Origin of the sequence: Akkermansia muciniphila (assembly GCF_030848305.1) — a bacterium.
In the GTDB taxonomy this organism is placed as follows: Bacteria; Verrucomicrobiota; Verrucomicrobiia; order Verrucomicrobiales; family Akkermansiaceae; genus Akkermansia; species Akkermansia muciniphila_A.
The window spans coordinates 881,219-902,245 of sequence record NZ_CP114598.1 but is presented as its reverse complement, the minus strand read 5'-3'; the positions used below and the strand labels follow the sequence as shown (position 1 = coordinate 902,245).

The following is a 21,027-nucleotide window of genomic DNA, read 5'->3' as shown; positions in this document are numbered from 1 at the left end:
CCGTTTTTTTCGTTTGTCTTGGGGGCGCCGGGATGGAGCGGGCGCGAGAACCGAAAAAGGAGGGTCTGTATTTTAACGGGGGAATGGGTTAATGCAGTTCCAGCAGATAGATCTCCGGAGGGCAGTTGAAGCGGAGGGGAAGCGTGCTGGTTCCCAGTCCCTTGGTGATCAGATAGGTATTGCCGCCGGAGATGTGCCAGGGGTAAGTGTAGGGTACGGAGTGGTCCGGGCTGGCTTCAAACCGCAGGAGGCCGAAGGGGAGGCAAACCTGGCCTCCGTGGGTGTGGCCGCTGATGACGATATCCGCGTCTCCACGGGAAAGTATGCGGTTCGTTTCCGGACGGTGGGAAAGCAGGAAATGGGGGATGTCCGGCGACTGGCGTTTAGGAAGCCGTCTTCTGGCATTGCGCGTCGTATCCAGTATTCCGGAAAGCTGGAGCCGCCTTCCATCCTTGAACGTGACAAGAGCGCTCTGGTCTTCCAGCACGGTGATTCCCGCCTGTTTCAGTTCCCTGCTCCAGTTGTTCCAGCCGAAGGTGAAATCATGGTTTCCCTGGATAGCGAAGACTCCGCAGGGGGCTGCCAGGCCTTTCAGCAGCCGGGCGGCCGTAGCGGGATCCATGCTGGCGTTTTCGCTGCTTCCCCGGGCATAGTCCCCGACCAGCAGGATCAGGTCCGGATGAAGTTGCATGATCCTCTGAACATAGCGCAGAGCCCTCACTTCATCAAATGCGGTGGGCATCAGGTGCAAATCGCCGGCAATAACGATTTTAACGGGTGTTCCCTTTCCTTTCCACTGGGGGACGCGGTAGTCCACTTTCCGGACAAACAGAAGATTGGGTTCTATCAGGTACGCCCAGGTCATGCCGGCCACGCCAAGCGCGCAGAGGCTCAGCAGGAGAATGCCGAAAAACCGGAGTATTTTGACGGAAAAGGGCATGAAAGGGATACAGTTTGGCAGAGATTATAATTACGGATAACCCCGGGCGAGCGATTTATGCGTCTTGCCTTTTGAGAAGGGCCCTCCCTGGGAGATTTTCGCAAATTTGATTGACGGGCGCCCGCATGGTATGCTTTTATGCTCCAAGATATTTTCATATCCTTTATCACTCATCATTTAACCACGCATATGAAGAAGATTACCGTTATGGCTCTTGCCGCTTTCGCGGCGAGCATCATGGCTTCCTGCTGTTGCCAGGATCAGGGCGCTCCGCCCCTGACCCCCCTTCCCAAGTTCAATGACCTGAACCAGCCCGCCATGGATGTGGCTCCGGTGGTCATGAAGTCCAAGAAGTAATCCTCTTCCGGGATTAAGTACGACTTTTCAAGCCGCACTTGGTGATTGTCCAGGTGCGGCTTTTTCTATAAAAACACGGCAGTACATATGGAAGATTGGAAACATTGTCCTCAATTCGCGCCCTTGGCGGATCTGATCCGCAGCCATGGCAGTTTTGCGGTAATTGCGCATGTCCACCCGGACGGCGACGCTATCGGTTCCACGCTGGCTTTGGGGGAGGCCCTGAAGCAGATGGGAAAGAAGGTGGTGATGATGAACGAGGACGGTGTGCCTTCCAATCTGGCCTTTATGCCGGGTGTGGAGAATATCATTCCCACGCCTGATGATCCGGTGGACGTGGAAGTTGCCATTTCCGTGGACAACGGCGCTCTCAAGAGGCTGGGAGAACGTAGCCTGAGGGCTTTGGAGGGAGTGAAGGTGTGGGCGAACATCGACCACCACCGGACGAATGAGTTGTTTGGAGACGTGCAGTGCGTTTTGCCGGACGAATGCGCCACGGGAGCGGTTTTGTATTATTTTTTCAAGTATCTGGGCATTCACGTCACTCCCGTGATGCGAGACGCTCTTTACGTGGCCGTCAGTACGGATACGGGGTCCTTCCAGTACCAGATGACGACGGCGGCCGTCATGGAGCTGGCCGCGGATTTGATCCGGATGGGCGTTGACGTCCAGGACATCAACCGCCAGCTTTACCAGGAGAAGCCGTGGGTGAAAATGCAGTTGATGCGCGAAGTGCTGAACGGAATGAAGCTGACGCCGGACGGCAGGATTTGCACATTCTGCCTGACGAATGAGGCAAAAGCGCGAATCGGAAGCCGTCCGGAAGATACGGAGGGCCTGATAGACCTTTTGCGTTCCGTGCAGGGAGTCTGGCTGGCCGCTTATCTGGAAGAAACGGAGGACGATCCCCGCATCCGTATTTCCCTGCGGTCCAAGACTCCTGAAATATCCGTTGCGGAGCTTGCCTCCCGTTTCGGCGGCGGCGGCCATGCCATGGCCGCCGGAGTGCGCATCCGGGGGCCTATTGACGAAGTGCGCCTTACCATCTTGGAGGCCATGCGGGAAGAAGTGGAACGAGTGCTCCGACAGAAAATTTCATGAATGTTTCAGATTCCATCCAGGTTCCTTCGGGCGTCCTGTTGATTGACAAGGCGCGGGACATGACTTCCCACGATGTGGTGGCGATTGCGCGGCGTTCCCTGGGAATTAAGAAAATAGGCCACTGCGGCACGCTGGACCCCATGGCCACGGGGCTGCTGATGCTGGTGGTAGGAAAGGCGACCAAGCTTCAGGACAAGTTGATGTGCGAACACAAGGAATACGCCGGAACTCTCATGCTGGGCGTGGAGACTTCCTCCCAGGATGCCATGGGAGAAGTAGTGGCGGAGTATTCCGTGGACGGAGTGACGGAACAGGCCGTGCGCGAGGCGTTTGACCGGTTTGACGGCGCTTTTGAACAAATCCCTCCGATGGTTTCCGCTATTAAAAAGGGCGGGGTTCCGCTGTACAAGCTGGCCCGGAAAGGTCAGGAAGTTGTGCGGGAACCGCGGCCTGTGGAAGTGTTCGGCCACAGGATTTCACGCGTGGCTATTCCGGAAGTAGATTTTACCGTTCAATGTTCCAAAGGTTTTTATGTGCGTTCCTATGCTTATGATATCGGGAAGGCACTGGGCTGCGGAGCGCATTTGAGCGCCCTCCGGCGCACCAGGTCCGGTTCTTTTACGCTGGACCGCGCCATTACGGTGGATACCCTGAAAACCGCTCCCAGGGAGGAACTGTTCCGGGCCATGCTTTCCCTGCAGGAGCTGGCGGATATTCTGATTGCCGGGTAGCAATATGGTCATTTGCCGGGAATTCAAGGAATTAAAACGCCTTTCCGCCCCCGTACACTGGGCCATGGGGATGTTTGACGGGGTGCATCTGGGGCATGCCGGAGTGATTGCCGCAGCGGTGGAAGGCGCTACCCGTGACGGAGGAATTCCCGCTGTTCTGACTTTCCGCACCCATCCGCTGGCCCAGGTGAAGCCGGAAAGCGTGCCTCCCGCCATTATAGCGGAGGATGCGGAAAAGTTTGTTCTGATGGAAGAGCTGGGGGTGAAGGCGGTGCTGTCGCTGGAGTTTTCTTCCAGGCTGGCTTCCATGAGTCCGGAAGAGTTTATCGGGGAACTTTGTTCCTCCTGCCGGGTGGCGCAGATTGCCGTGGGAGAGGATTGGCATTTTGGCCGCGGCCGGGCCGGGAATGTAGAGACCCTGCGCCTGTTGTCCTGCCGCTACGGGTTCCGGGTGACGGCCGTTCCTCCCATTTTGCGGGACGGGGAGCGCATAAGCAGCACCCGGATTCGCGAAGCCGTGCGCGCGGCGGATTTTTTGCAGGCCGCCGGCATGCTTGGCCGTCCCTACCGCTGGAAGGGGCTGGTGATTCACGGGCGCCGGTTGGGGCGTCTGCTGGACTACCCCACGGCCAATATGAGGCCCGGTTGCGGGTTGCAGCCCCCCCATGGCGTTTATGCCGTGCGCGCCCGGGTGGACGGCAAAAAATACGGAGGCGTAGCCAATCTGGGGGTGCGTCCCACCGTAGAAGGGGACGCGGGAGAGCTTTTGCTGGAAACGCATTTATTCGGTTGGCCGGGGGATATTTACGGGCAGGAGATGGAAGTGGAACCGGTCCGTTTCCTGAGGCCGGAAATCAAATTCCCTTCTTTGGAAGAATTGAAAAGCCAGCTTGCCCGTGATGCCTCCCATGCGGAAAAAGTGCTGAAGGGTGGTGAGTAAGACACAGAAAACCGTAAAATGGAGGATGACGGCTTGACCGGAAGAGCGATCGGGGGTTTGTTGTTCGAACGTCATGTTGGTTGAGCAGTTAAAATCAAAAATTCATCGCGCCATGATTACCCGTGGCGATGTGCAGTATGAAGGCAGCATTGAAATTCCTGCCGATCTGATGGCCGCCGTGGATTTGTGGCCGGGAGAAAAAGTTCTTGTGGCCTCCGTCACCTCAGGGAACCGTCTGGAAACGTATGCTCTCCAGGGGCCTGCCGGCACGGGGAACATCATCATGAACGGCGGCGCAGCCCATTTAATCAAGACGGGCGAACGGGTGGTCATTATGAGTTTTGCTTTGTCGGACAAGCCCATCATCCCCAAAAAAATCGTCTGCAACGAACATAACGAAATTATTTCCTAGACTTTACAAATCATCCGAATTCACACATACTCCCCGCGCTCATGAACCTTTTTTTAGCAGATTCGCTCAATATCAGCATCCAGTTGCTTTTTGCCGTCCTGGTGGTTGTATCGCTTCTCCTTCTGGGGGTGGTGCTTATGCAAAGGCCCAAGCAGGAGGGGCTGGGCGCCGCCTTTGGCGCAGCCATCACGGACCAGGCTTTCGGCGCCCGGACGACGGATGTGCTGAAAAAAGCTACGGTATATTTTGGAACCGCGTTCATGGTTCTTTGCCTGGTGCTGGGCATGCTGATCAACCGTCAGCATGTTAAGAGTTCGGAAAGTCTGTTGAGCCCGGAAATGATGAAAGCTGCCGCCAGGCAGGAAGCCTCCGTTCCCGCCAAGACGCCGGAGGAACTCCAGCAGGAGGAACTGCGCAAGCGCGCCGCTGAGGCGGAAGCCGCTTCTTCTCAGGTTCCGGTTTCCTCCGCGCCGGCGGCTCCGGCCCCTGCGGAACCCTCTGTTCCCGCCAACTAAGGGAATATTCTTTTTAAACGCCCCGGCTGTCGGAAGACGCCGGGGCGTTTGTGTGCCGGGGCTTGTTCCGTTTGTATGCCGTTTCGGAAGCAGGTTTTGAAATTAACGGCGCCGGCTGTTTTCCGCTTGCCCTGAACTGTAATTGCGCTACTCTTGGCAAAGTATGAAGACACCTTTTTTGAACCGTAAATCCAAGGGATTCACGTTGATTGAATTGCTTGTGGTGATCGCCATTATTCTGACGCTGGCCGGAATCGCCATGACGGTGGTGAACGGCGTGATGGAAAAATCCAAGGTTACGACGGCGCGGAGCGATTGCAACGGCCTGCAGACGGCTGTGGAAAATTACATGCTGGACAACGGTCGAGTTCCCGTGGCCTGGAGCGGCCGGGAAATGGCCAAGCAGGCCCGCAAAGACGGACAGTATTACGTGACAACCGCTGTGGACGATGATAGCCGCATCATGAGCATCCTGACCAATTACATGGACCGGGCAGATGAGGACAGAAAGCTGAACCCCAGAAAAACGGCTTATTTTAATACGACCACTACGGACGTGGAAGGCGCTCCCGGCCTGTTCTTCGAAAGCCGCGGCCGTGTGGGCCTGATGGATCCCTGGGAATCCCCCTATTACATTATTTTGAATGCCAACCCTGACGACCGCACTCCCCGTGTCCAGGTCGGTTCCCGCATGGTGACCAAGAATGTGGCCGTTTACAGCACCGGCAAGGACAAGCAGGGCAGCACGGAGGACGGCCATATCAACAATCCGGAATTGACGGAAGACAATGTGACTTCCTGGTAATGCATGGCAGCGCCTCCTGTCTTGAGGCAGCGCCGGTTTTTTAGGGGCTTCCGGCTTATGGCCGTGAGGCCCCGCGGCATATTCAGGCATAAAGGCTTCAAACCGTATTTTTTTCTTTTCAACTTCTCTCAAAAACCTCTCAATAAGCCTCAGACATGAACTGGTTCAAAACAGACGACATACGCATTCAAGACATTGAGCCCCTGATTTCCCCCGCCATTTTAATCAAGGATTATCCGGCGACCACGGAGATCGCCAAAATGGTGGCTACGACCCGCAAGAATGCGGAGAACATCATTTCCGGCCATGACGACCGCCTGCTGGTGGTGGTGGGGCCGTGCTCCATCCATGATCCCCAGGCTGCCGTGGATTACGCTTCCCGCCTGAAGGAACAAATGGCGCGCTTTGAAAAGGATCTGGTGATTATTATGCGCGTGTATTTTGAAAAGCCCCGCACCACCGTGGGCTGGAAGGGCCTCATCAACGATCCGTTCATGAACCATACCTTTGACATTAACCGCGGCCTTCACATGGCCCGCGGGCTGTTGCTGCGCCTGGGGGACATGGGGGTGCCCGCGGCCACCGAGTTCCTGGACACCATCACGCCGCAGTATATTGCGGACCTGATCACGTGGGGCGCCATCGGCGCGCGCACTACGGAAAGCCAGGTGCACCGTGAACTGGCTTCCGGGCTTTCCATGCCTGTGGGGTTCAAGAATGGCACCAGCGGCAGCCTGCAAATCGCTGTGGACGCCATTGTTTCCTCCTCCTGCCCGCACTGCTTCCTTTCCGTGACCAAGCAGGGAGTTTCCGCCATTGTTTCCACTACGGGCAATAAGTCCTGCCACCTGATTCTGCGCGGTTCCTCCCTGGGGCCGAACTTTGATGAAGAGCATGTAAAAGAAGCGGTAGCGGCCTTGCAGAAGGCCGGCATCAACAACCGCATCATGATAGATTGCTCCCACGGAAACAGTTGCAAGGATTATCGCAAACAACCGGCTGTAGCCGCCAATATCGCGGAACAGATATCCAACGGGTCCGACCAGGTTGTGGCCGTGATGATTGAAAGCAACATTGTGGAAGGAGCCCAGCCGCTGAGTTCCGACCTGGTGTATGGCAAGAGCATCACGGACCAGTGCATTGGCTGGGAGACGACGGAGGAAGTGCTGGAAACCCTTGCCGCCGCTGTCCGCAAACGCCGTGCCAAACGGCAGGAAGCGTAAGCTTTCCCATATTCCGGAGGCGGAGGATTATCAACGGAGTTGAAGGCTGGAACGGCTATGCCTTGGCTGACGGGGCAGCCGGACACTGCGGGGTTCATTTTTCATATCCGGATGATTTTATTGGCTCTTTGGTGTTTTTTGCCGAAGAGTCAATACTCGTCCCCCCACAGATAGGAATGGCGTTCGGAAATCGTTTTGCCGCGGTTGTCCTTCAGGACGAGTTTCCATGCGAGGATTTCCCCTTTTCCCTTGGCTTCATCCCCGATAAATTCGAAAACGGAGTTTTGCGTGCCGCCTTTTCTCCCGGCAGGATAGGAAATGGATTTCGTCAGGACGGCTGAACCTGTTTTTCCCTGGCGATACATCATGACCAGGGTTACCGCCTGTTCCGGATTGGCATCGTTCCAGGTGACGAAGTAGTATTGGCCCAGACGCTGAAGACGCTGTTGCTGGGAGACGGCGTCGTGCAGCAGGTAAGTGGCCTGGGTATGGTGCATGCCTACGTCTTCCGCAGGAACCACCGTGGTTTTTAAGGGAACCTCCCGCACATGTTTAATCCGGGAAACCTGCTCCGCGCAGGAAAACAGGACCGGCAGCAGGGCGGCGCAGAAAGGAGCAGGAAATTTCATGGATTCCATTCAATACATATCTGTCCGGGGAGTCAACCCAAAGGTGGGGAAGCTTCAGCATGAAAATGTGGTATGGAGACGGAAAGAATGCGGATATTTCAGCAGTAAGATTGTTCCGCCGCCAAATCCTGCGGATCGGCTTTTGCCATCAGGGGGCGGGACATCGGAAACAAGACGGAGTCATTCGGAAAACCGGAGGATTTTGGGCAGGCGGCACGCTTCAGGCTGTCCCGGGATTGATGCCGTGGTTCCACCCGTTAATACAATGGTACGACCAGGGTGGAACCCAGGGTCAGCCAGCAGGGCAGCGTGAGGAAGGAAGCCACCGTCGTTGTCAGCAGGATTTGAGTGCCCAGATCCGGATGACCGCCGAAACGTTTAGCCAGAATGACCGGAATGACGGCGGAGGGAATGGCTGCCTGGATGATGATGACGCGCTTGATATAATCATCCACCGGCAGGAAATAAGCCATCAGGAGCAGCAGCGCGGGGGCCAGCCCCAGGCGCGTCAGCAGGCCGCAAATGATGGGTTTGGGTTCCCATTTCATGTTATGCCACAAATCCCGCATGGAACAGCCGAACAGAATCAGGCAGAGGGGAGTGGCGCAGTTGCCGATCATTTCAAGAGTCTTCATCAGGGGCGGTTGGGCTACATAGGTTCCCAAACCGGACCAGGCAAGAGCCAGGCCCACGATAACGGCCAGCAGGGGGCCGCGGAAGAAAACGCCCATATTCAGATTGCCCGGGCCGCCCGCGATGATGATGACGCCGATGCTCCAGACGACCAGCTCACACCCCACATTGTGGACGAAAAGGACGCCCAGCGTGGGATCGTTGCCGGCGGCAAACAGCATCTGGATGATGGGAATGACGAAAAAAGCGTAGTTCTGCACTCCCGCCGTCAGGGTGAACGTACGAAGGCCCGTGCCGATGCGCATGCGCAGCATTTTCGCGACCAGCCATGCGGCCGCGATGCCCAGCAGAAGTTCCAGGGCCCCGGCTGCGATGGCCTGGAGGGAAAAGGAAACGCTGCTGAGCGTCTCATTTCCGGAGAGCACCATGTACTTCATGATGCTGTGGAAGACGAGGCAGGGATAGGCCACATCCATCGCGATGCGCATGATGGGCGCGTCATGGTCTGCCTGGATGACTTGCTTGTGGCGCAGATAGAAACCCGTGGCAAAGAAAAGATAAACGGGAATGGTGGAGAGAAAGGTGGTGAGGATGACGGCGCCGGTATCCATGGCAGAAGGAACTGTTTTTGGATAATATTATTAAAATATAAAATAATTTTAAATTATTTTAATTTGTATTTTATTACAGTAGGTGTTATTTCTTTTATTTCGTATTTATCAGGAAATAATTTAATAAGATTAAGGAATTTTTTTCTTCCATAAGTTATCCAAGTGCATCCATATGTTTTTTTTAAGTAATATGCAGCTGCTCCTATAGGAGCATATCCATTAGGATCCTGATTTTTTTTGACTGCTTCTTTTAACATTTCATGAATAGGGGGAATAGTTATTCCGTGGATGGCTGGGGCAGTTTGAGAGGATTTTGATGGATCCGCATTCGTTTTTATGTCAAGATCTTCCAGTTTAATAAACTTATCACATGCTTTTTGGAAGGATTCAGGAGTGTCCTTTTTCCCGATACCGATTACATAAACACCATGTTCCCTGACATATAGGGAAACGGGAGTGAAATCACAGTCGCTCGAAACAATGGCGAGGGCATCGTAAGATGACTGATACAATAAATCCAAGGCGTCAATAGTCAACGCCATATCCGTCGAGTTTTTTTTGGGAGTATAATTAAATTGCTGCTCCGCTTTTATGCCAAACCGGTTTAGCGAGTCTTTCCAGTTTTTTAAACTTTCCTTGCTCCAGTCGCCGTAGGCTCTTTGAATCACGATGCGGCCATATGCAGATATTTTCCGAATGACGCTTTCAAGCTTATCCAGAGCGACGTTTTCAGCATCAATCAGAAGGGCCAGTTTTTGAAATTTTTCCATCATGTTTTTCCTTATCCAAGTGAGGAGGATCTTCTAATTATTTCTCAATGGACAGGAATAATGTCAATTCCTTAATGCTGGGAAAAACCTTTGAGGAGTTGGCTTTTTCCAATCCGCCGACGTCTGCGGTCGTTGCCCAGGCGGCGGACAGGCAGGTCACCCCCGCTTTTTTGCAGGCGGCCACATCTGAAACCGCATCCCCGATATAGTAAAATTCATCTTTGTTCAAGCGGAAGTCGTGCAGAAGCTCTTCAATAGCTTCCGCCTTGTTGGGCCTGTCTTCCGCTCCGGTTTTGACGGAACAGAACAAATCCCGCATGCCGAATTGCTCAAGCGTGATGCGGCAGCTTTTGTCTCCCTTTCCGGTAATCAGGGCGACAAGCACGCCAGCCTTGTGCAGGGTTTCTATCAATTCGCGTATGCCTTCATACGGAGCCGGACATGATTGATGCATTTCTTCATAAACCGGGTAGAAATCATGGAGAGCTTCCCGCCATTTTTCTCCGGCGACTTTCTTGATCATTCCTACTTCATTCAGGCCGAAAGTCTGCGTGATTTCCCGTTCGCTCAGCGTGTGGCCGGCGTAGGGAGAAACCGCTTTTTCAAATGCCCTGATGCACATGGGGACCGTGTCCCCTATGGTTCCGTCCAGATCAAAAGCGATCAGCTTGATCATTGTTCCCGACTTCCGTTGATTTTACGAATAACCTTGCAGGGGTTCCCCGCCGCCAGGCTGTCGGGAGGAATATTTTTGGTGACCACGCTGCCGGCTCCGATGACGCTTCCTTTTCCGATGGTAATGCCGGGCAGGATAATGACGCCGCCGCCAATCCAGCAGCCGTCTTCTATCGTTACCGGAAGAGCGTAGGTATGGCGGATGTATTCAACGCCTTCATCCGTTTCCACGGGAGTGAGGCGTTCATTCAGCTCAATGGGGTGCGTAGCGGTGTAAATCTGTACGTTGGGGGCGATCAGCACATTGTTGCCGATGGTGATCCTGTTGCAGTCCACGAACGTGCAGCCCGTATTGACAGTGACGTTGTTTCCGATATGGATGTTGCGGCCGTAATCGCAGATGAAGGAATGGCCGATGGAGACCTTGGCGCCGATGCTGCCCAGCATTTCCTGCAGCACCTGCCGCTTTTCCTCCTTATGGTCGTAAGGCAGGGAATTGTATTTCATCAGGAGCCGGTGCGTCTTGTTCTTGAATTCCAGAAACACCTTGTCATGGCAGTCATACCATTCGCCCGCCATGCATTTTTCCAGTTCAGTCATTATTTTCTCCTTTCTTGATCCTTATTACCGGAGAGGAGGAGCGGGGCACCCTGCTGAACGAGCGTCAACAGGGCGCGGAAGCTTTACTCCCACTCAATGGAAGCCGGGGGCTTGGTGGAAATGTCGTAAAGGACGCGGTTGATGCCCTTTACTTCATTGAGGATGCGGTTGCTGGTTTCCCTCAGCAGGGCCGGGGGGAGTTCCACCCAGTCCGCCGTCATGGCGTCTTCCGACACGATGGCGCGCAGGTTGGTGGCCCATTCATAGGAGCGTTCGTCCCCCTTCACGCCCACCGTTTTTACGGGAATGAGGCCGGCGTAGGCCTGCCAGACTTTGTCGTACCAACCGTATTTCTTCAGGTTGCCGATGAAGATGGCATCGCATTCCCGGATGATGTCCAGGCGTTCTTTGGTGACCACGCCGGGGCAGCGCACGGCCAGGCCGGGACCGGGGAAGGGGTGGCGCCACAGAATGTCATGCGGGATGCCCATGGAAGCGCCCAGTTCCCGCACTTCGTCCTTGAACAGTTCCGCCAGGGGTTCCAATACTTTCCCCTGCGCCTGGAGTTCCAGCACGCGTTCCACGCGATTGTGGTGGGTCTTGATGACGGAGGCCTTGGATTTGGCGTTGGAGGCGCTTTCGATCACGTCCGGATACAGGGTGCCCTGGGCGAGCATTTCCGCGTCTCCCACGGCATCCCAGAAAACGTCGATGAACAGGCCTCCGATGATATGGCGTTTCTTTTCCGGATCGCTTTCTCCGGCCAGAGCCGCCAGGAAGCGTTCGGAAGCATCCACCGTTTCAATTTCCACGTTCATGCGGGCGAAATTGGCTCGCACTTCCTCTGCCTCGTTTTTGCGGAGCAGGCCGTTATCCACAAAGATGGCGCGCATGTTCACGCCCGCTTCATGCAGCAGAACGGCCAGTACGGTGCTGTCCACGCCGCCGGAGACGCCGCAGACCACCTGCTTGTCGCCCACGCGCTCCCGGATTTCCCGGATGAGTTCCCTTTTAAAGTCTCCGATGTCGAATTTTTTGAGGTTGGCCGCGCAGGAAAGGAAGTTGCGCAGGATTGTGCGCCCTTCATGGGAATGGGTCACTTCCGGATGAAACTGGATGCCGAAGGTGGTTTCTCCCCATTGGAGGGAGACAGGGACGCCTTCCGCATTGCGGGCGATGACGCGGCAGCCTTCCGCCAGATGGTCCACCGTGTCCGAATGGCTCATCCATACCTGGGAGGAGGGGGACATGTCCCGGTACAGGCCCGTGCAGGTTTCCGGCAGCAGGGCGGCGGGGCCGTATTCCCGCTTGTTGCTGGCTTTTACGGTGCCGCCGTGCTTGATGTTCAGCAGCTGCATGCCGTAGCACACGCCCAGGACGGGGACATTCAGGCTCTGGAGCCATTCAAAGTCAATGTCCGGGGCGTCCGCGTCCGTGGTGCTTTTGGGACCGCCGGAAAGGATGACGGCGCCGGGTTCGTGAATCTGGTCCAGGTCTTCCAGCGCATACAGCTTGGCCATGTAGCCCAGTTCGCGCACGCGGCGCACGATGAGCTGGGTGTATTGGGAGCCGAAGTCAATGACGGCTACGAGGTGCTTGTCGTCCATGTGAGGGAGGAGTTAACAGGAATAATTGACGGGTTCTTCCGTGATGGTGATATCGTGGGGATGGCTTTCTTTCAGGCCGCCGGAGGTGATTTGCACGAACCGAGCCTTGTTTCGGAGTTCCTCCAGGTTGTGCGCGCCCAGGTAGCCCATGCCGGAGCGCAGGCCGCCCATGAGCTGGAATACCACGTCCGCCAGCATGCCCTTGTACGGAACACGCGCTTCCACGCCTTCCGCGACGAGCTTGCCGGAACTGTTCTGCCCGTAACGGTCGCCGGAACCGCGGCGCATGGCTCCCAGGGAGCCCATGCCGCGATACTGCTTGAAGTGGCGGCCCTGGTAATGAACCACTTTGCCGGGGCTTTCTTCCGTACCTGCCAGCAGTCCGCCCAGCATCACCAGGTCGGCGCCGGCGGCCAGGGCTTTCACAATGTCCCCGGAATAGCGGATGCCGCCGTCCGCAATGACGGTGACGCCCGCGGGACGCGCCACGGAGGCTACCTCCTGAATGGCGGTGAATTGGGGCATGCCCACGCCGGAGATGACGCGGGTGGTGCAAATGGAGCCGGGACCCACGCCCACCTTGATGGCCTGCACGCCCGCCTTGATGAGGTCGGCCGCTCCTTCCGCCGTAACCACGTTGCCGGCTACGATGGGACGGTCCGTCAGCTTGCGGAGGTTGGAAACCACGTCCATCACTCGGGTCGTGTGTCCCGTGGCGGCGTCAATGAACAGGGCGTCCGCTCCGGCGGAAATCAGGGCTTTGGCGCGGTCCAGATAATCGGGACCCACACCCACGGCGGCGCCGCAGCGCAGGTGGCCGTGTTCATCCTTGGAAGCGTCTGCAAACATGGCGCGCTTCTGGATGTCCGTTTCCGTGATAAGGCCGGCCAGCACGCCGTGTTCATCCACCAGGGGAAGCTTTTCAATGCGGTGGGTGTAAAGGATGTGGCGCGCTTCCTCAATGGTCGTGGTGGGAGCCGCCGTAATCAGGCGGGGAAGGGGAGTCATGACGTCCTCGACCCGGACATTCTGGTAATCGTCCACGCCGCGCATGTCGCGGCCGGTGATGATGCCTTCCAGCTTGCGGTTGGCATCCACGACGGGGAAGCCGGAATAGCCTTGGTCCATCATGATCTGGTGGACTTCTTCCAGCGTCATGTCCTTGTTGACCGTGACGGGATTCGGGATGACCGCGTTTTCAAAACGCTTCACGCGGGAAACCATGGCTGCCTGGATGTCAATGGGGTTGTTGCGGTGGATGACGGCCAGGCCGCCTTCCCGCGCCAGGGCAATCGCCAGTTCCGATTCGGAAACGGTATCCATGGCCGCGGACAACACGGGGATTTTCATGTCAAAGCCGGGAACAAGCTGGGAACTGATATCCGCGTCGCCGGGAAGAATCGCGCTCAGGCGGGGCAGCAGGAGCACGTCATCAAAACTTAATCCAAGAGGGAAATCTGCCATGCGATAATCTACAGCCGGACAACCTCTGACGCAAGCCGAAACACAGGAGAATCTTATTTTTGAATGAGCGGCGCAGTTTCTTTCTTTGCCCCATGCCATATTCGCGGGCGTTTCCGTTTCCCGTGCAGAAACTCTTCCCTCTTGAAATGGGGAGGCCGCCTGCCTATCCTGAAAAAGAAATGACGTCCATGAATGCTCCCGAACCTTACCGAGTCCTGTTTGTCTGTCTGGGCAACATCTGCCGCTCTCCTGCCGCGGAAATCATTTTCAAAAAAATGGTCGCAGAACAAGGTCTGGAACATTTGATTGAGAGCGATTCCGCTGGAATGATCGGTTACCATCGGGGTTGCCCTCCGGATAGCCGGATGCTGACGGCGCTGAAAAAATACGAATATGAGGATCCGGGGCTTAAGTCGCGCCCCGTGCGGAAAGAGGATTTGGAACAATTTGACCTGATTGTGGGAATGGACCGTGAAAATCTGCGGGATTTGAAACGGTTGGATAAAAAGGGACAGTGGGTAGGCAAGATAGCGCCCATGTGTTTTTTCACGACTCGTTTTCCGGATGAAGAAGTGCCGGATCCCTATTATGGGGGGCAGGAAGGCTTTGAATATGTGGTAAAACTGCTTCAGGACGGTTGCGGCAATCTGCTGGAGCGTTTGAAGGAGCAGCTTTCCTTGTAAAATTCAGGCGTGGTGGCTGGGAAAGTGGTGGTTTATCCTGCTTTCTTTCCATTCAGACATGCCGGGGTTGCTGAACATGCCCGAAGGCGATAACCGTTTTTATGGATTTTGGATTTCTTTTCCAATTCAGGGAGATCATGCTTTTTTCGTTGAAGAGTTCATGAATCCATGTTAAATGAAAAATTGCTGTGTTTCATGGCGCGCAGTTAAAGGCCATTTGGATATGTTGCTTCCGGAATTTTCCATATGGGCCAGGGTTTTTCATTCGGAAGCGCAGAGAAGAAATTTTTACCATTTATTGAACCACGGCTGAGGCCAGGGGGCATCCCGTGTTGGACGTGTTGAAACAGGAGGTTTTTTTGTTATGGATAAGGAACGGATAAAAATTATTGCAGTTTTTCCAAGATTGGGATGATGCAATGTTTGCGTTTCAATAGCTAATCCGATTCAAACCATGAAAGAACAATCCTTTGATAACGATGTCAATTCCCTGACGGGCATGAGCAATTCCAATAGCGGAGCTCCCTCCGCGATCGACGAACAAGCGCCAACGGACGCTTTTGAAAGAAGCTGGGACTGGGATTTTGAAGTCAGGGAGCTGGGGCCTGATGAAACGGCCGAATGCAAGGTGACCATGGGCGCCGACGATCTGGCTAACTTGACCGTGGATGGAGAAGAACGGCTGGACATCGGTCCGCGCGGACAGTACGGAGGCGGCAGCTACGAGCCGCAGACGGCTTCTTTCAGCATTGAGCCCGGAATGCATCGGGCGCATGTGGACTATAGCAATATTTCCATTCCCAATGCCAATAACAACATGGCCAAATTCACCTTTGACCTGAAGGTGGAAATTACCAACAGGCAAACGGGTTCTTCTTCTTCCTATGTGCCCCCGGAGGCAGAAACGGAGCCAGTGGACAACAACGACGAGGGCGACGATGATCCATGCGGAGGCTCCAGCAGCGGAAGCAGCAGTTCTCCCAACAGCAGTTCCAGCAATCCGTGCCCGAATGGCGACAACGGCGGGGATGAGGATGAGACTGATCCGGACAATCCCTTTTCCCCGGATGACTGCATGGACAACCGGGGCGGTTCCCCCAGCGCGTCTGCCGTGCGCAGCCTAGTTTCCTCCGCCTCCGCCTATGGAAAGTTCTCTTCCGCAGGCAAACGGGTAACTGCCCAGACGCGGAAAACCAGCATGGTATGGCGCACCAGCTTCGGTTCCTTCCGCGGTATGGAAGGCGTGCCGTACGGGATGCTGGAAATTGTGGCTTATCACTTCTCTTCCAGGTTGTGGACGCCCGCAGCCCTGCAATACCTGCATCCCATGGCCAGCTGTATTCTGCCCCCTTCCGGTCCGGAGCTGGGGGCTGACATGGCATTCCAGATCCGGAACGGAGGCACCCGCGCCAACTATTACTGCTATGCCGGCGCGGCCAGTGCAGGCTCCATTGGCGGCTCGCGGAAAAGGACGGGTTCCGTTTCCATGGTGTATGCTGCGGCAGAGGGGCGTGCCGTCTCGGCTTTCGCCAGCGCGGCGGAAATGAGGGTCAGCAACGCCAGGGGCAATACAGTCATCTACGGTGGTTCTTCCGTTTCCGCTTTGGACGCGGCCTCCGGCTACCGGACCAAGCTGGGTTCTTCATGGACGACTCAGGATTTTGCCAATTACCTAGACATCGTCCGAAGCGCGGATGATGTCATCCGCCAGGTCTGGAACCTGTGGGACGGTCTGGCCAATATTGAGAACGTGACGGATACGGGCTATGTGATCGCCTTTTATCTGCCCGAGCAGGTGGGGGCCAAAAACGTCTCCACCGGTCTTTACGCCGTTACGGGGGCGCCTTTTAAAACCTTCACCATTGAGGGCAATGCGGAGACCGGCAAGCTCACCGTCACGGAGCAGGCGGAAGCGCGCGCACCTTACGTCACCCGCTACTGGCAGGGGACGGGAGGGGCCTGGTGCATGTCCCAGGGGGAAGGGGAAGACGCGATTTACACGATCCGTGAAAGGCAGGAGGTTTCTTCGGGGATTTGGAAGCTCTTTACTACCGTGCAGCGCGGGGAAAACGGCGCTCCTATTTCCCGGGTGTGCGAAACCTATGAACAGGGCCGCAGCGGCAACCTGTGCACCAGCCGTATTGAGGCTTATGGAACCGACTATGCCCGTGAAACGACTTACGCTTATAACGCCGTGGGCAAACTGATCCGGGAGACGGCTCCCGACGGAGGCGAAAAGACCTGGTCCTACGACGTCTTCGGGCGTGAAACCGTCCGGATGGAACCTTGGGCGGGCGGGGGAAGGAAGGGCACCTATACCTATTACCGCTGCTCCGACCATGCCGATCCGGATATTGCGCACCAGTACGTGGTGCTTACTATGAACGCCGCCCGGCTGACGGATACGCATTACGCCTATACGGAAGCCAACCATGTGCGCCGTGTGGAAAAACGCACCACGGCGTTGGGCGCGGAGGGAGAGCAGCTGGAAGTGACGGAAACGTGGCTGCCGGCGGCGCCTAACGAATACGCCCGGGGGAGGCTGAAGATGAAGCAGTCCGCCAACGGCGTGCAGACGGTCTATGGCTATGAGGCGGCCAGCCAGTACGGCGCCCTCTACAGGGAGACCAGGGAAACGCAGATAGCGGGGCAGGCCGTACCGGGGCACAGTACGAGGAAAGTCACGTACGTTTCCGCTCAGGGAAATAACACGCGCGTTGAGAAATACGCCTTGCTGACGGATGGAACCTGGGCGCTGACGGATACGGCGGATTACGAATACGACAAGGAAAACCGGTGGATTAAGCGTACGCGCGGCAACGGCAGGGTGACGGAACGGGAGATGATGTGCTGCGGCCCCTTGTGGGAAAAGGATGAAGACGGCATCATGACTACTTACTCCTACAATACGGCGCGCCAGCTGGTGGAAGTCAGCCGGTCGGAAGTCACGGACGGAGAAACAATCGTCACGCCTGAAACCATCGTCAGCTACACTCGGGACGCCTTCGGCAGAATCCTGCAAACGCGCCGGGACGTCGGCCCCATGACGACGACGGAAAGCAGGGCTTACGATTTGCTGGGGCAGCTGGTGCAGGAAACGGACGTATTAGGGAGGAGCAATACGCATGCCTACAGTGCGGACGGCCTGACGGAAACCGTCACCACGCCGACGGGCGCGACGCTCGTCACTATCCGCCATGCGGACGGGACCGTGCTGGAGCAGAGCGGCACGGGGCAGAGGCATCTCCTCTACCGTACGGAATACTCCGCGGAAGGCGTGGTCCGTTCCTCGCTGCTTCCCCGGGCGGAGGGAGAACCGGCGCTGGTGGAACAAACCGTCACGGACGGCAGGGGCAACATGGTGCGCGTCTCCCGGGCGAACGCCAACGACGGCCTTATTCATGACCGGCGCGCTTTTGATCTGAACAACAGGCTTTTGCGGCAGCAAGTGGATGGAATGGCTCCATTGCTTTATGACTATGACCCATTTGGCAATATCGTCAAAACCACGCTCAAACTGGCCGAAAACCCCACATCCGCCAACTCCCTAGTCACGGAGTACGCCTATGCCCGCCGGCAGCGGGAAGACGGCGTGTACCGGGTAACCACAGTCACGCGCTGCAACAGCCAGGGAACAACATATGCGGAAAGCACGGCCGAACTGGTTTCCTTCCTGTCCCCCTCGCTGGCCGGAAAAAACATCTCCACCGATCCGCGGGGCAATGAAACCCTGCAATGGACGGAATACGCGGCTCCGTCCAGACGGACGGTAAAAACGCAGTCTCCGGCTTCTTCCGTCATTGCGGAAACTGTCGTCATAGACGGTTACGCCGTATCCCGGAAAGACCATGCGGGAGTTCTGACCGCTTCTTCCCGCGCTTATACGGCCAGCGGCAGCACGGAGACTTATACGGACGCCCGCGGCAATGCCGCCGTTACCGTCTTTGACATCGCCGGACGTGAAACAGCCAGGACGGACGCCGCCGGCAATACGACCGCCATCCAGTATGACCCGTCCACGGCTTCCCCCTCCTGCGTCACGGATTCTTTGGGCAACACGGCCTGCTACGCTTATGACCCGCGGGGACGCAAAACCGCCGAATACGGTACGGCCCTTCAGCCCTCCGTCTTTGGCTACGATGATGCGGACAGGCTGGTATCCCTCATGACGTTCCGCGTTCCGGGGGAAACCATCGCTGCCGATCCGCGGGAACGGACGGACGGGGACGTGACGGCGTGGAGCTATGACGACGCCTCCGGCCTGATGACGGCTAAAACCTATGCCGACGGCCATGGGGAAAGCTACTCTTACGATGACTGGAACAGGCTGGCGGTTAAACGACAGGCCCGGGTGGTGGACGGGCAGGGAACGCCTCTGGCGACTTCTTATGCCTACGATCCGCAGACGGGCAACTTGGTCTCCGTCACTCACAACGACGCGACTCCTTCCATCACCTGTACCTACAATCACCTTAACCTGCTCACGCAGGTCACGGACGATTCCGGCACGAGGACGCTGGCTTACAACCAATATAATGAAGCGGAATCGGAAACTGCGGCAGGGCTGGCGGCAAGCGCGCTCAACTATCTGCGCGACGGTTTGGGGCGGCCTTCGGGTTACAGTCTGCATTACGGAGAGGGCGTTGTCCAGCAGACGGCCTGGGAATATGACGGTTGCGGACGTCTTTCTACGGTTTCGCTCAATAACGGTGCCGATCCCTTCGTCTATGGTTACCACGCCGTCAACGGACTGCTGGAAACGCTTGATTACCCCAATACCCTCCGGAGATGGTACACCCGGGAAGAAAAACGGGATCTGCTGACCAGAATCGACTATCTGCGTCCCGGCAGCGCCAACTACCCGGCCAAAACCGACTACGCCTATGACGCGCTGGGGCGGCCCACGGAAAAGAAGGATTACTTCAATACCCCTGCTCCTGACCTGACGCACAGCTACAGCTACAACGGCCGCGACGAACTGGCCGCCGACGCGATGAGCCGGGGAGGAACATATTCCTATGTGTATGACAACATCGGCAACCGCGTCACCTCCCGGGAAGGTTCGGGCGCGTCAGCGGCGGCGTACACGGCCAACAGCCTGAACCAGTACACGGCCATCACCCGGGAGGAAGAAGTGCCTTTCGCGCCTGGCTATGATGCCGACGGCAACCAGACAAAGATTCAAACGTCCACAGGAGAATGGGAAGTTTCTTATAATGCCCTGAATCAGGCGGCAAGGTTTATTCAGGGGAACAGGCGGGTGGAGTGCCGCTATGACTATCTGAACAGACGGATTGAGAAAGCCGTCTATGAAGGAGAAGTCCTGATGTCGAAAAAAACGATTCATCTATCACGGCTACCTGCAAATCGCGGAACTGGACGCCGCCGTTGCGACGGAAACAGCAATGCCCGTACTGCGGAAAACCTATCTGTGGGATCCGTTGGAACCGGTAGCCACGCGCATCTTGGCCATGAGCCTCTTTGATGAAACGGGAACCTGGGCGGAAGACCTGTACTACACGCACGACCTGTTGAAAAACGCCACGGCGCTCTTCGGCATCCGAGCGGGACGCCGCGCCTTGTACGAATACGGTCCGTATGGTAATATCCTCAGGATGGAAGGAAATGCCGCAGAGGACAATCCGTTCCGGTTCTCCAGCGAATACGCTGATGACGAACTGGGGCTGGTTTACTACAATTACCGCTATTATAATCCTCAAAATGGCAGGTGGGTAAGCAGGGATCCCATTGGAGAATTCTACGCAAGAAATCTCTATGAATTCGTAAATAATAATCCCCTAATTAGATTTGATTATATAGGGTTGGATATGATTCCTTGGGCAATTGATCCATCTGTAATATCGCAAGCTGGTTTTGCTTGGGCAGATTTGCAAAGGCAATTGGAGGAAGCTGCCAAAACAGAAGAACAAAGGCAAAAAGAAAAAGAAGAACGTAAAAAACAATATGATGAATGTGTGAAGCGATGTGATGACCAAAGACAGGCAAGTGCAGAAGAACTGAATAGAAAAACTGAAGATACTCATTCCAAAGCGTGGGAGGATATGATGAAAACTTCTAAAGAATGTGATGAATCGCGATGGGATAGAGCGATTAAATTATTGAGTGAAAGTTTGGGGGCGGCTCAGGCTTGTAGTCCAGTCAATGGCCCCCCTATACGATACAATCCTGATTGTCTAGGATCTTCGATACTAAAAGGGGGCGGTCAATTCATAACTGTGGCATCTATTCAGGTTAAATACAATGAATGTGTAGAAAACTGTAAAAAACAATTTCCCCATGTATAAAATATTAACCATTTCGTGTATAGCCA

The 21,027-nt window shown here is 55.8% G+C and carries 19 protein-coding genes; 11 read left to right on the top strand and 8 right to left on the bottom strand.

Going from position 1 to position 21,027, the window contains the following annotated elements:
* Positions 1-88: 88 nt before the first annotated feature.
* Positions 89-940: a metallophosphoesterase gene (locus tag O4G22_RS03990; RefSeq protein ID WP_295979178.1), complete on the bottom strand. Its 852-nt coding sequence runs from the start codon at positions 938-940 to the stop codon at positions 89-91.
* A 189-nt stretch (positions 941-1,129) separates the two neighbouring features.
* Here O4G22_RS03990 and O4G22_RS03985 point away from each other — a divergent pair, with 189 nt between their 5' ends.
* The 8 genes from O4G22_RS03985 to O4G22_RS03950 all read left to right on the top strand — a co-directional run bounded on the left by O4G22_RS03985 (position 1,130) and on the right by O4G22_RS03950 (position 7,024).
* On the top strand, positions 1,130-1,297 hold the full coding sequence (locus O4G22_RS03985) for a hypothetical protein (RefSeq protein WP_179218443.1): 168 nt from the start codon (positions 1,130-1,132) through the stop codon (positions 1,295-1,297).
* 123 nt (positions 1,298-1,420) lie between these two features.
* A complete protein-coding gene (locus O4G22_RS03980; RefSeq protein WP_306702221.1) occupies positions 1,421-2,398 on the top strand; it encodes a DHH family phosphoesterase in 978 nt (325 codons plus the stop codon).
* Entirely contained in the window at positions 2,395-3,129 is a 735-nt protein-coding gene (truB, locus tag O4G22_RS03975; RefSeq protein ID WP_297406911.1) for a tRNA pseudouridine(55) synthase TruB, read from the top strand. Before O4G22_RS03980 ends, truB begins: the two co-directional genes overlap by 4 nt.
* Before the next feature lie 4 nt (positions 3,130-3,133).
* Complete coding sequence (gene ribF / locus O4G22_RS03970; RefSeq protein WP_306702220.1) at positions 3,134-4,069, top strand: riboflavin biosynthesis protein RibF; 936 nt, start codon at positions 3,134-3,136, stop codon at positions 4,067-4,069.
* A 73-nt stretch (positions 4,070-4,142) separates the two neighbouring features.
* Positions 4,143-4,481, top strand: a complete 339-nt coding sequence (locus O4G22_RS03965) for an aspartate 1-decarboxylase (RefSeq protein WP_012419798.1) — start codon at positions 4,143-4,145, stop codon at positions 4,479-4,481.
* Between the two features lie 41 nt (positions 4,482-4,522).
* Positions 4,523-4,996, top strand: a complete 474-nt coding sequence (secG, locus tag O4G22_RS03960; protein WP_306702219.1) for a preprotein translocase subunit SecG — start codon at positions 4,523-4,525, stop codon at positions 4,994-4,996.
* 163 nt (positions 4,997-5,159) lie between these two features.
* Complete coding sequence (locus O4G22_RS03955; RefSeq protein ID WP_295979185.1) at positions 5,160-5,801, top strand: type II secretion system protein; 642 nt, start codon at positions 5,160-5,162, stop codon at positions 5,799-5,801.
* A 155-nt stretch (positions 5,802-5,956) separates the two neighbouring features.
* Positions 5,957-7,024 carry a 3-deoxy-7-phosphoheptulonate synthase gene (locus O4G22_RS03950; protein WP_288675854.1) on the top strand — a complete coding sequence of 356 codons (1,068 nt, stop codon included), beginning with the start codon at positions 5,957-5,959 and terminating at the stop codon, positions 7,022-7,024.
* Positions 7,025-7,173: 149 nt separating this feature from the next.
* On the opposite strand, the gene O4G22_RS03945 is transcribed toward O4G22_RS03950, so the two are convergent.
* From O4G22_RS03945 to guaB, 7 genes are all read right to left on the bottom strand, one after another.
* Positions 7,174-7,653 carry a hypothetical protein gene (locus O4G22_RS03945; RefSeq protein WP_306702218.1) on the bottom strand — a complete coding sequence of 160 codons (480 nt, stop codon included), beginning with the start codon at positions 7,651-7,653 and terminating at the stop codon, positions 7,174-7,176.
* A 257-nt stretch (positions 7,654-7,910) separates the two neighbouring features.
* Positions 7,911-8,897: an AEC family transporter gene (locus O4G22_RS03940; protein ID WP_094136721.1), complete on the bottom strand. Its 987-nt coding sequence runs from the start codon at positions 8,895-8,897 to the stop codon at positions 7,911-7,913.
* 53 nt (positions 8,898-8,950) lie between these two features.
* A complete protein-coding gene (locus tag O4G22_RS03935; protein WP_306702217.1) occupies positions 8,951-9,670 on the bottom strand; it encodes an NYN domain-containing protein in 720 nt (239 codons plus the stop codon).
* A 34-nt stretch (positions 9,671-9,704) separates the two neighbouring features.
* Positions 9,705-10,343 (bottom strand): HAD family hydrolase, encoded by a 639-nt coding sequence (locus O4G22_RS03930; RefSeq protein WP_306702216.1) that lies wholly within the window; start codon positions 10,341-10,343, stop codon positions 9,705-9,707.
* Positions 10,340-10,945, bottom strand: coding sequence for a sugar O-acetyltransferase (locus tag O4G22_RS03925; RefSeq protein WP_345781591.1), 606 nt, complete (start codon positions 10,943-10,945; stop codon positions 10,340-10,342). Before O4G22_RS03925 ends, O4G22_RS03930 begins: the two co-directional genes overlap by 4 nt.
* An 80-nt stretch (positions 10,946-11,025) precedes the next feature.
* Entirely contained in the window at positions 11,026-12,549 is a 1,524-nt protein-coding gene (guaA, locus tag O4G22_RS03920) for a glutamine-hydrolyzing GMP synthase (RefSeq protein ID WP_306702215.1), read from the bottom strand.
* 12 nt (positions 12,550-12,561) lie between these two features.
* Positions 12,562-14,013 carry an IMP dehydrogenase gene (guaB, locus tag O4G22_RS03915; protein ID WP_102733769.1) on the bottom strand — a complete coding sequence of 484 codons (1,452 nt, stop codon included), beginning with the start codon at positions 14,011-14,013 and terminating at the stop codon, positions 12,562-12,564.
* 188 nt (positions 14,014-14,201) lie between these two features.
* Here guaB and O4G22_RS03910 point away from each other — a divergent pair, with 188 nt between their 5' ends.
* The 3 genes from O4G22_RS03910 to O4G22_RS03900 all read left to right on the top strand — a co-directional run bounded on the left by O4G22_RS03910 (position 14,202) and on the right by O4G22_RS03900 (position 21,001).
* Positions 14,202-14,696 carry a low molecular weight protein-tyrosine-phosphatase gene (locus O4G22_RS03910; RefSeq protein ID WP_306713942.1) on the top strand — a complete coding sequence of 165 codons (495 nt, stop codon included), beginning with the start codon at positions 14,202-14,204 and terminating at the stop codon, positions 14,694-14,696.
* Positions 14,697-15,150: 454 nt separating this feature from the next.
* Positions 15,151-20,181 carry an RHS repeat domain-containing protein gene (locus tag O4G22_RS03905; protein WP_306713940.1) on the top strand — a complete coding sequence of 1,677 codons (5,031 nt, stop codon included), beginning with the start codon at positions 15,151-15,153 and terminating at the stop codon, positions 20,179-20,181.
* The gene (locus O4G22_RS03900) at positions 20,168-21,001 is read left to right on the top strand and encodes an RHS repeat domain-containing protein (protein WP_306713939.1); all 834 of its coding nucleotides are present in this window, start codon (positions 20,168-20,170) and stop codon (positions 20,999-21,001) included. Before O4G22_RS03905 ends, O4G22_RS03900 begins: the two co-directional genes overlap by 14 nt.
* Positions 21,002-21,027: the final 26 nt, after the last annotated feature.

Coding starts and splice junctions, on each gene's coding strand:
- O4G22_RS03990 (WP_295979178.1), bottom strand. CDS start 940: ATGCCCTTTTCCGTCAAAATACTCCGGTTTTTCGGCATTCTCCTGCTG.
- O4G22_RS03985 (WP_179218443.1), top strand. CDS start 1,130: ATGAAGAAGATTACCGTTATGGCTCTTGCCGCTTTCGCGGCGAGCATC.
- truB (WP_297406911.1), top strand. CDS start 2,395: ATGAATGTTTCAGATTCCATCCAGGTTCCTTCGGGCGTCCTGTTGATT.
- ribF (WP_306702220.1), top strand. CDS start 3,134: ATGGTCATTTGCCGGGAATTCAAGGAATTAAAACGCCTTTCCGCCCCC.
- O4G22_RS03965 (WP_012419798.1), top strand. CDS start 4,143: ATGTTGGTTGAGCAGTTAAAATCAAAAATTCATCGCGCCATGATTACC.
- secG (WP_306702219.1), top strand. CDS start 4,523: ATGAACCTTTTTTTAGCAGATTCGCTCAATATCAGCATCCAGTTGCTT.
- O4G22_RS03955 (WP_295979185.1), top strand. CDS start 5,160: ATGAAGACACCTTTTTTGAACCGTAAATCCAAGGGATTCACGTTGATT.
- O4G22_RS03950 (WP_288675854.1), top strand. CDS start 5,957: ATGAACTGGTTCAAAACAGACGACATACGCATTCAAGACATTGAGCCC.
- O4G22_RS03945 (WP_306702218.1), bottom strand. CDS start 7,653: ATGAAATTTCCTGCTCCTTTCTGCGCCGCCCTGCTGCCGGTCCTGTTT.
- O4G22_RS03940 (WP_094136721.1), bottom strand. CDS start 8,897: ATGGATACCGGCGCCGTCATCCTCACCACCTTTCTCTCCACCATTCCC.
- O4G22_RS03935 (WP_306702217.1), bottom strand. CDS start 9,670: ATGATGGAAAAATTTCAAAAACTGGCCCTTCTGATTGATGCTGAAAAC.
- O4G22_RS03930 (WP_306702216.1), bottom strand. CDS start 10,343: ATGATCAAGCTGATCGCTTTTGATCTGGACGGAACCATAGGGGACACG.
- guaA (WP_306702215.1), bottom strand. CDS start 12,549: ATGGACGACAAGCACCTCGTAGCCGTCATTGACTTCGGCTCCCAATAC.
- guaB (WP_102733769.1), bottom strand. CDS start 14,013: ATGGCAGATTTCCCTCTTGGATTAAGTTTTGATGACGTGCTCCTGCTG.
- O4G22_RS03910 (WP_306713942.1), top strand. CDS start 14,202: ATGAATGCTCCCGAACCTTACCGAGTCCTGTTTGTCTGTCTGGGCAAC.
- O4G22_RS03905 (WP_306713940.1), top strand. CDS start 15,151: ATGAAAGAACAATCCTTTGATAACGATGTCAATTCCCTGACGGGCATG.
- O4G22_RS03900 (WP_306713939.1), top strand. CDS start 20,168: ATGAGCCTCTTTGATGAAACGGGAACCTGGGCGGAAGACCTGTACTAC.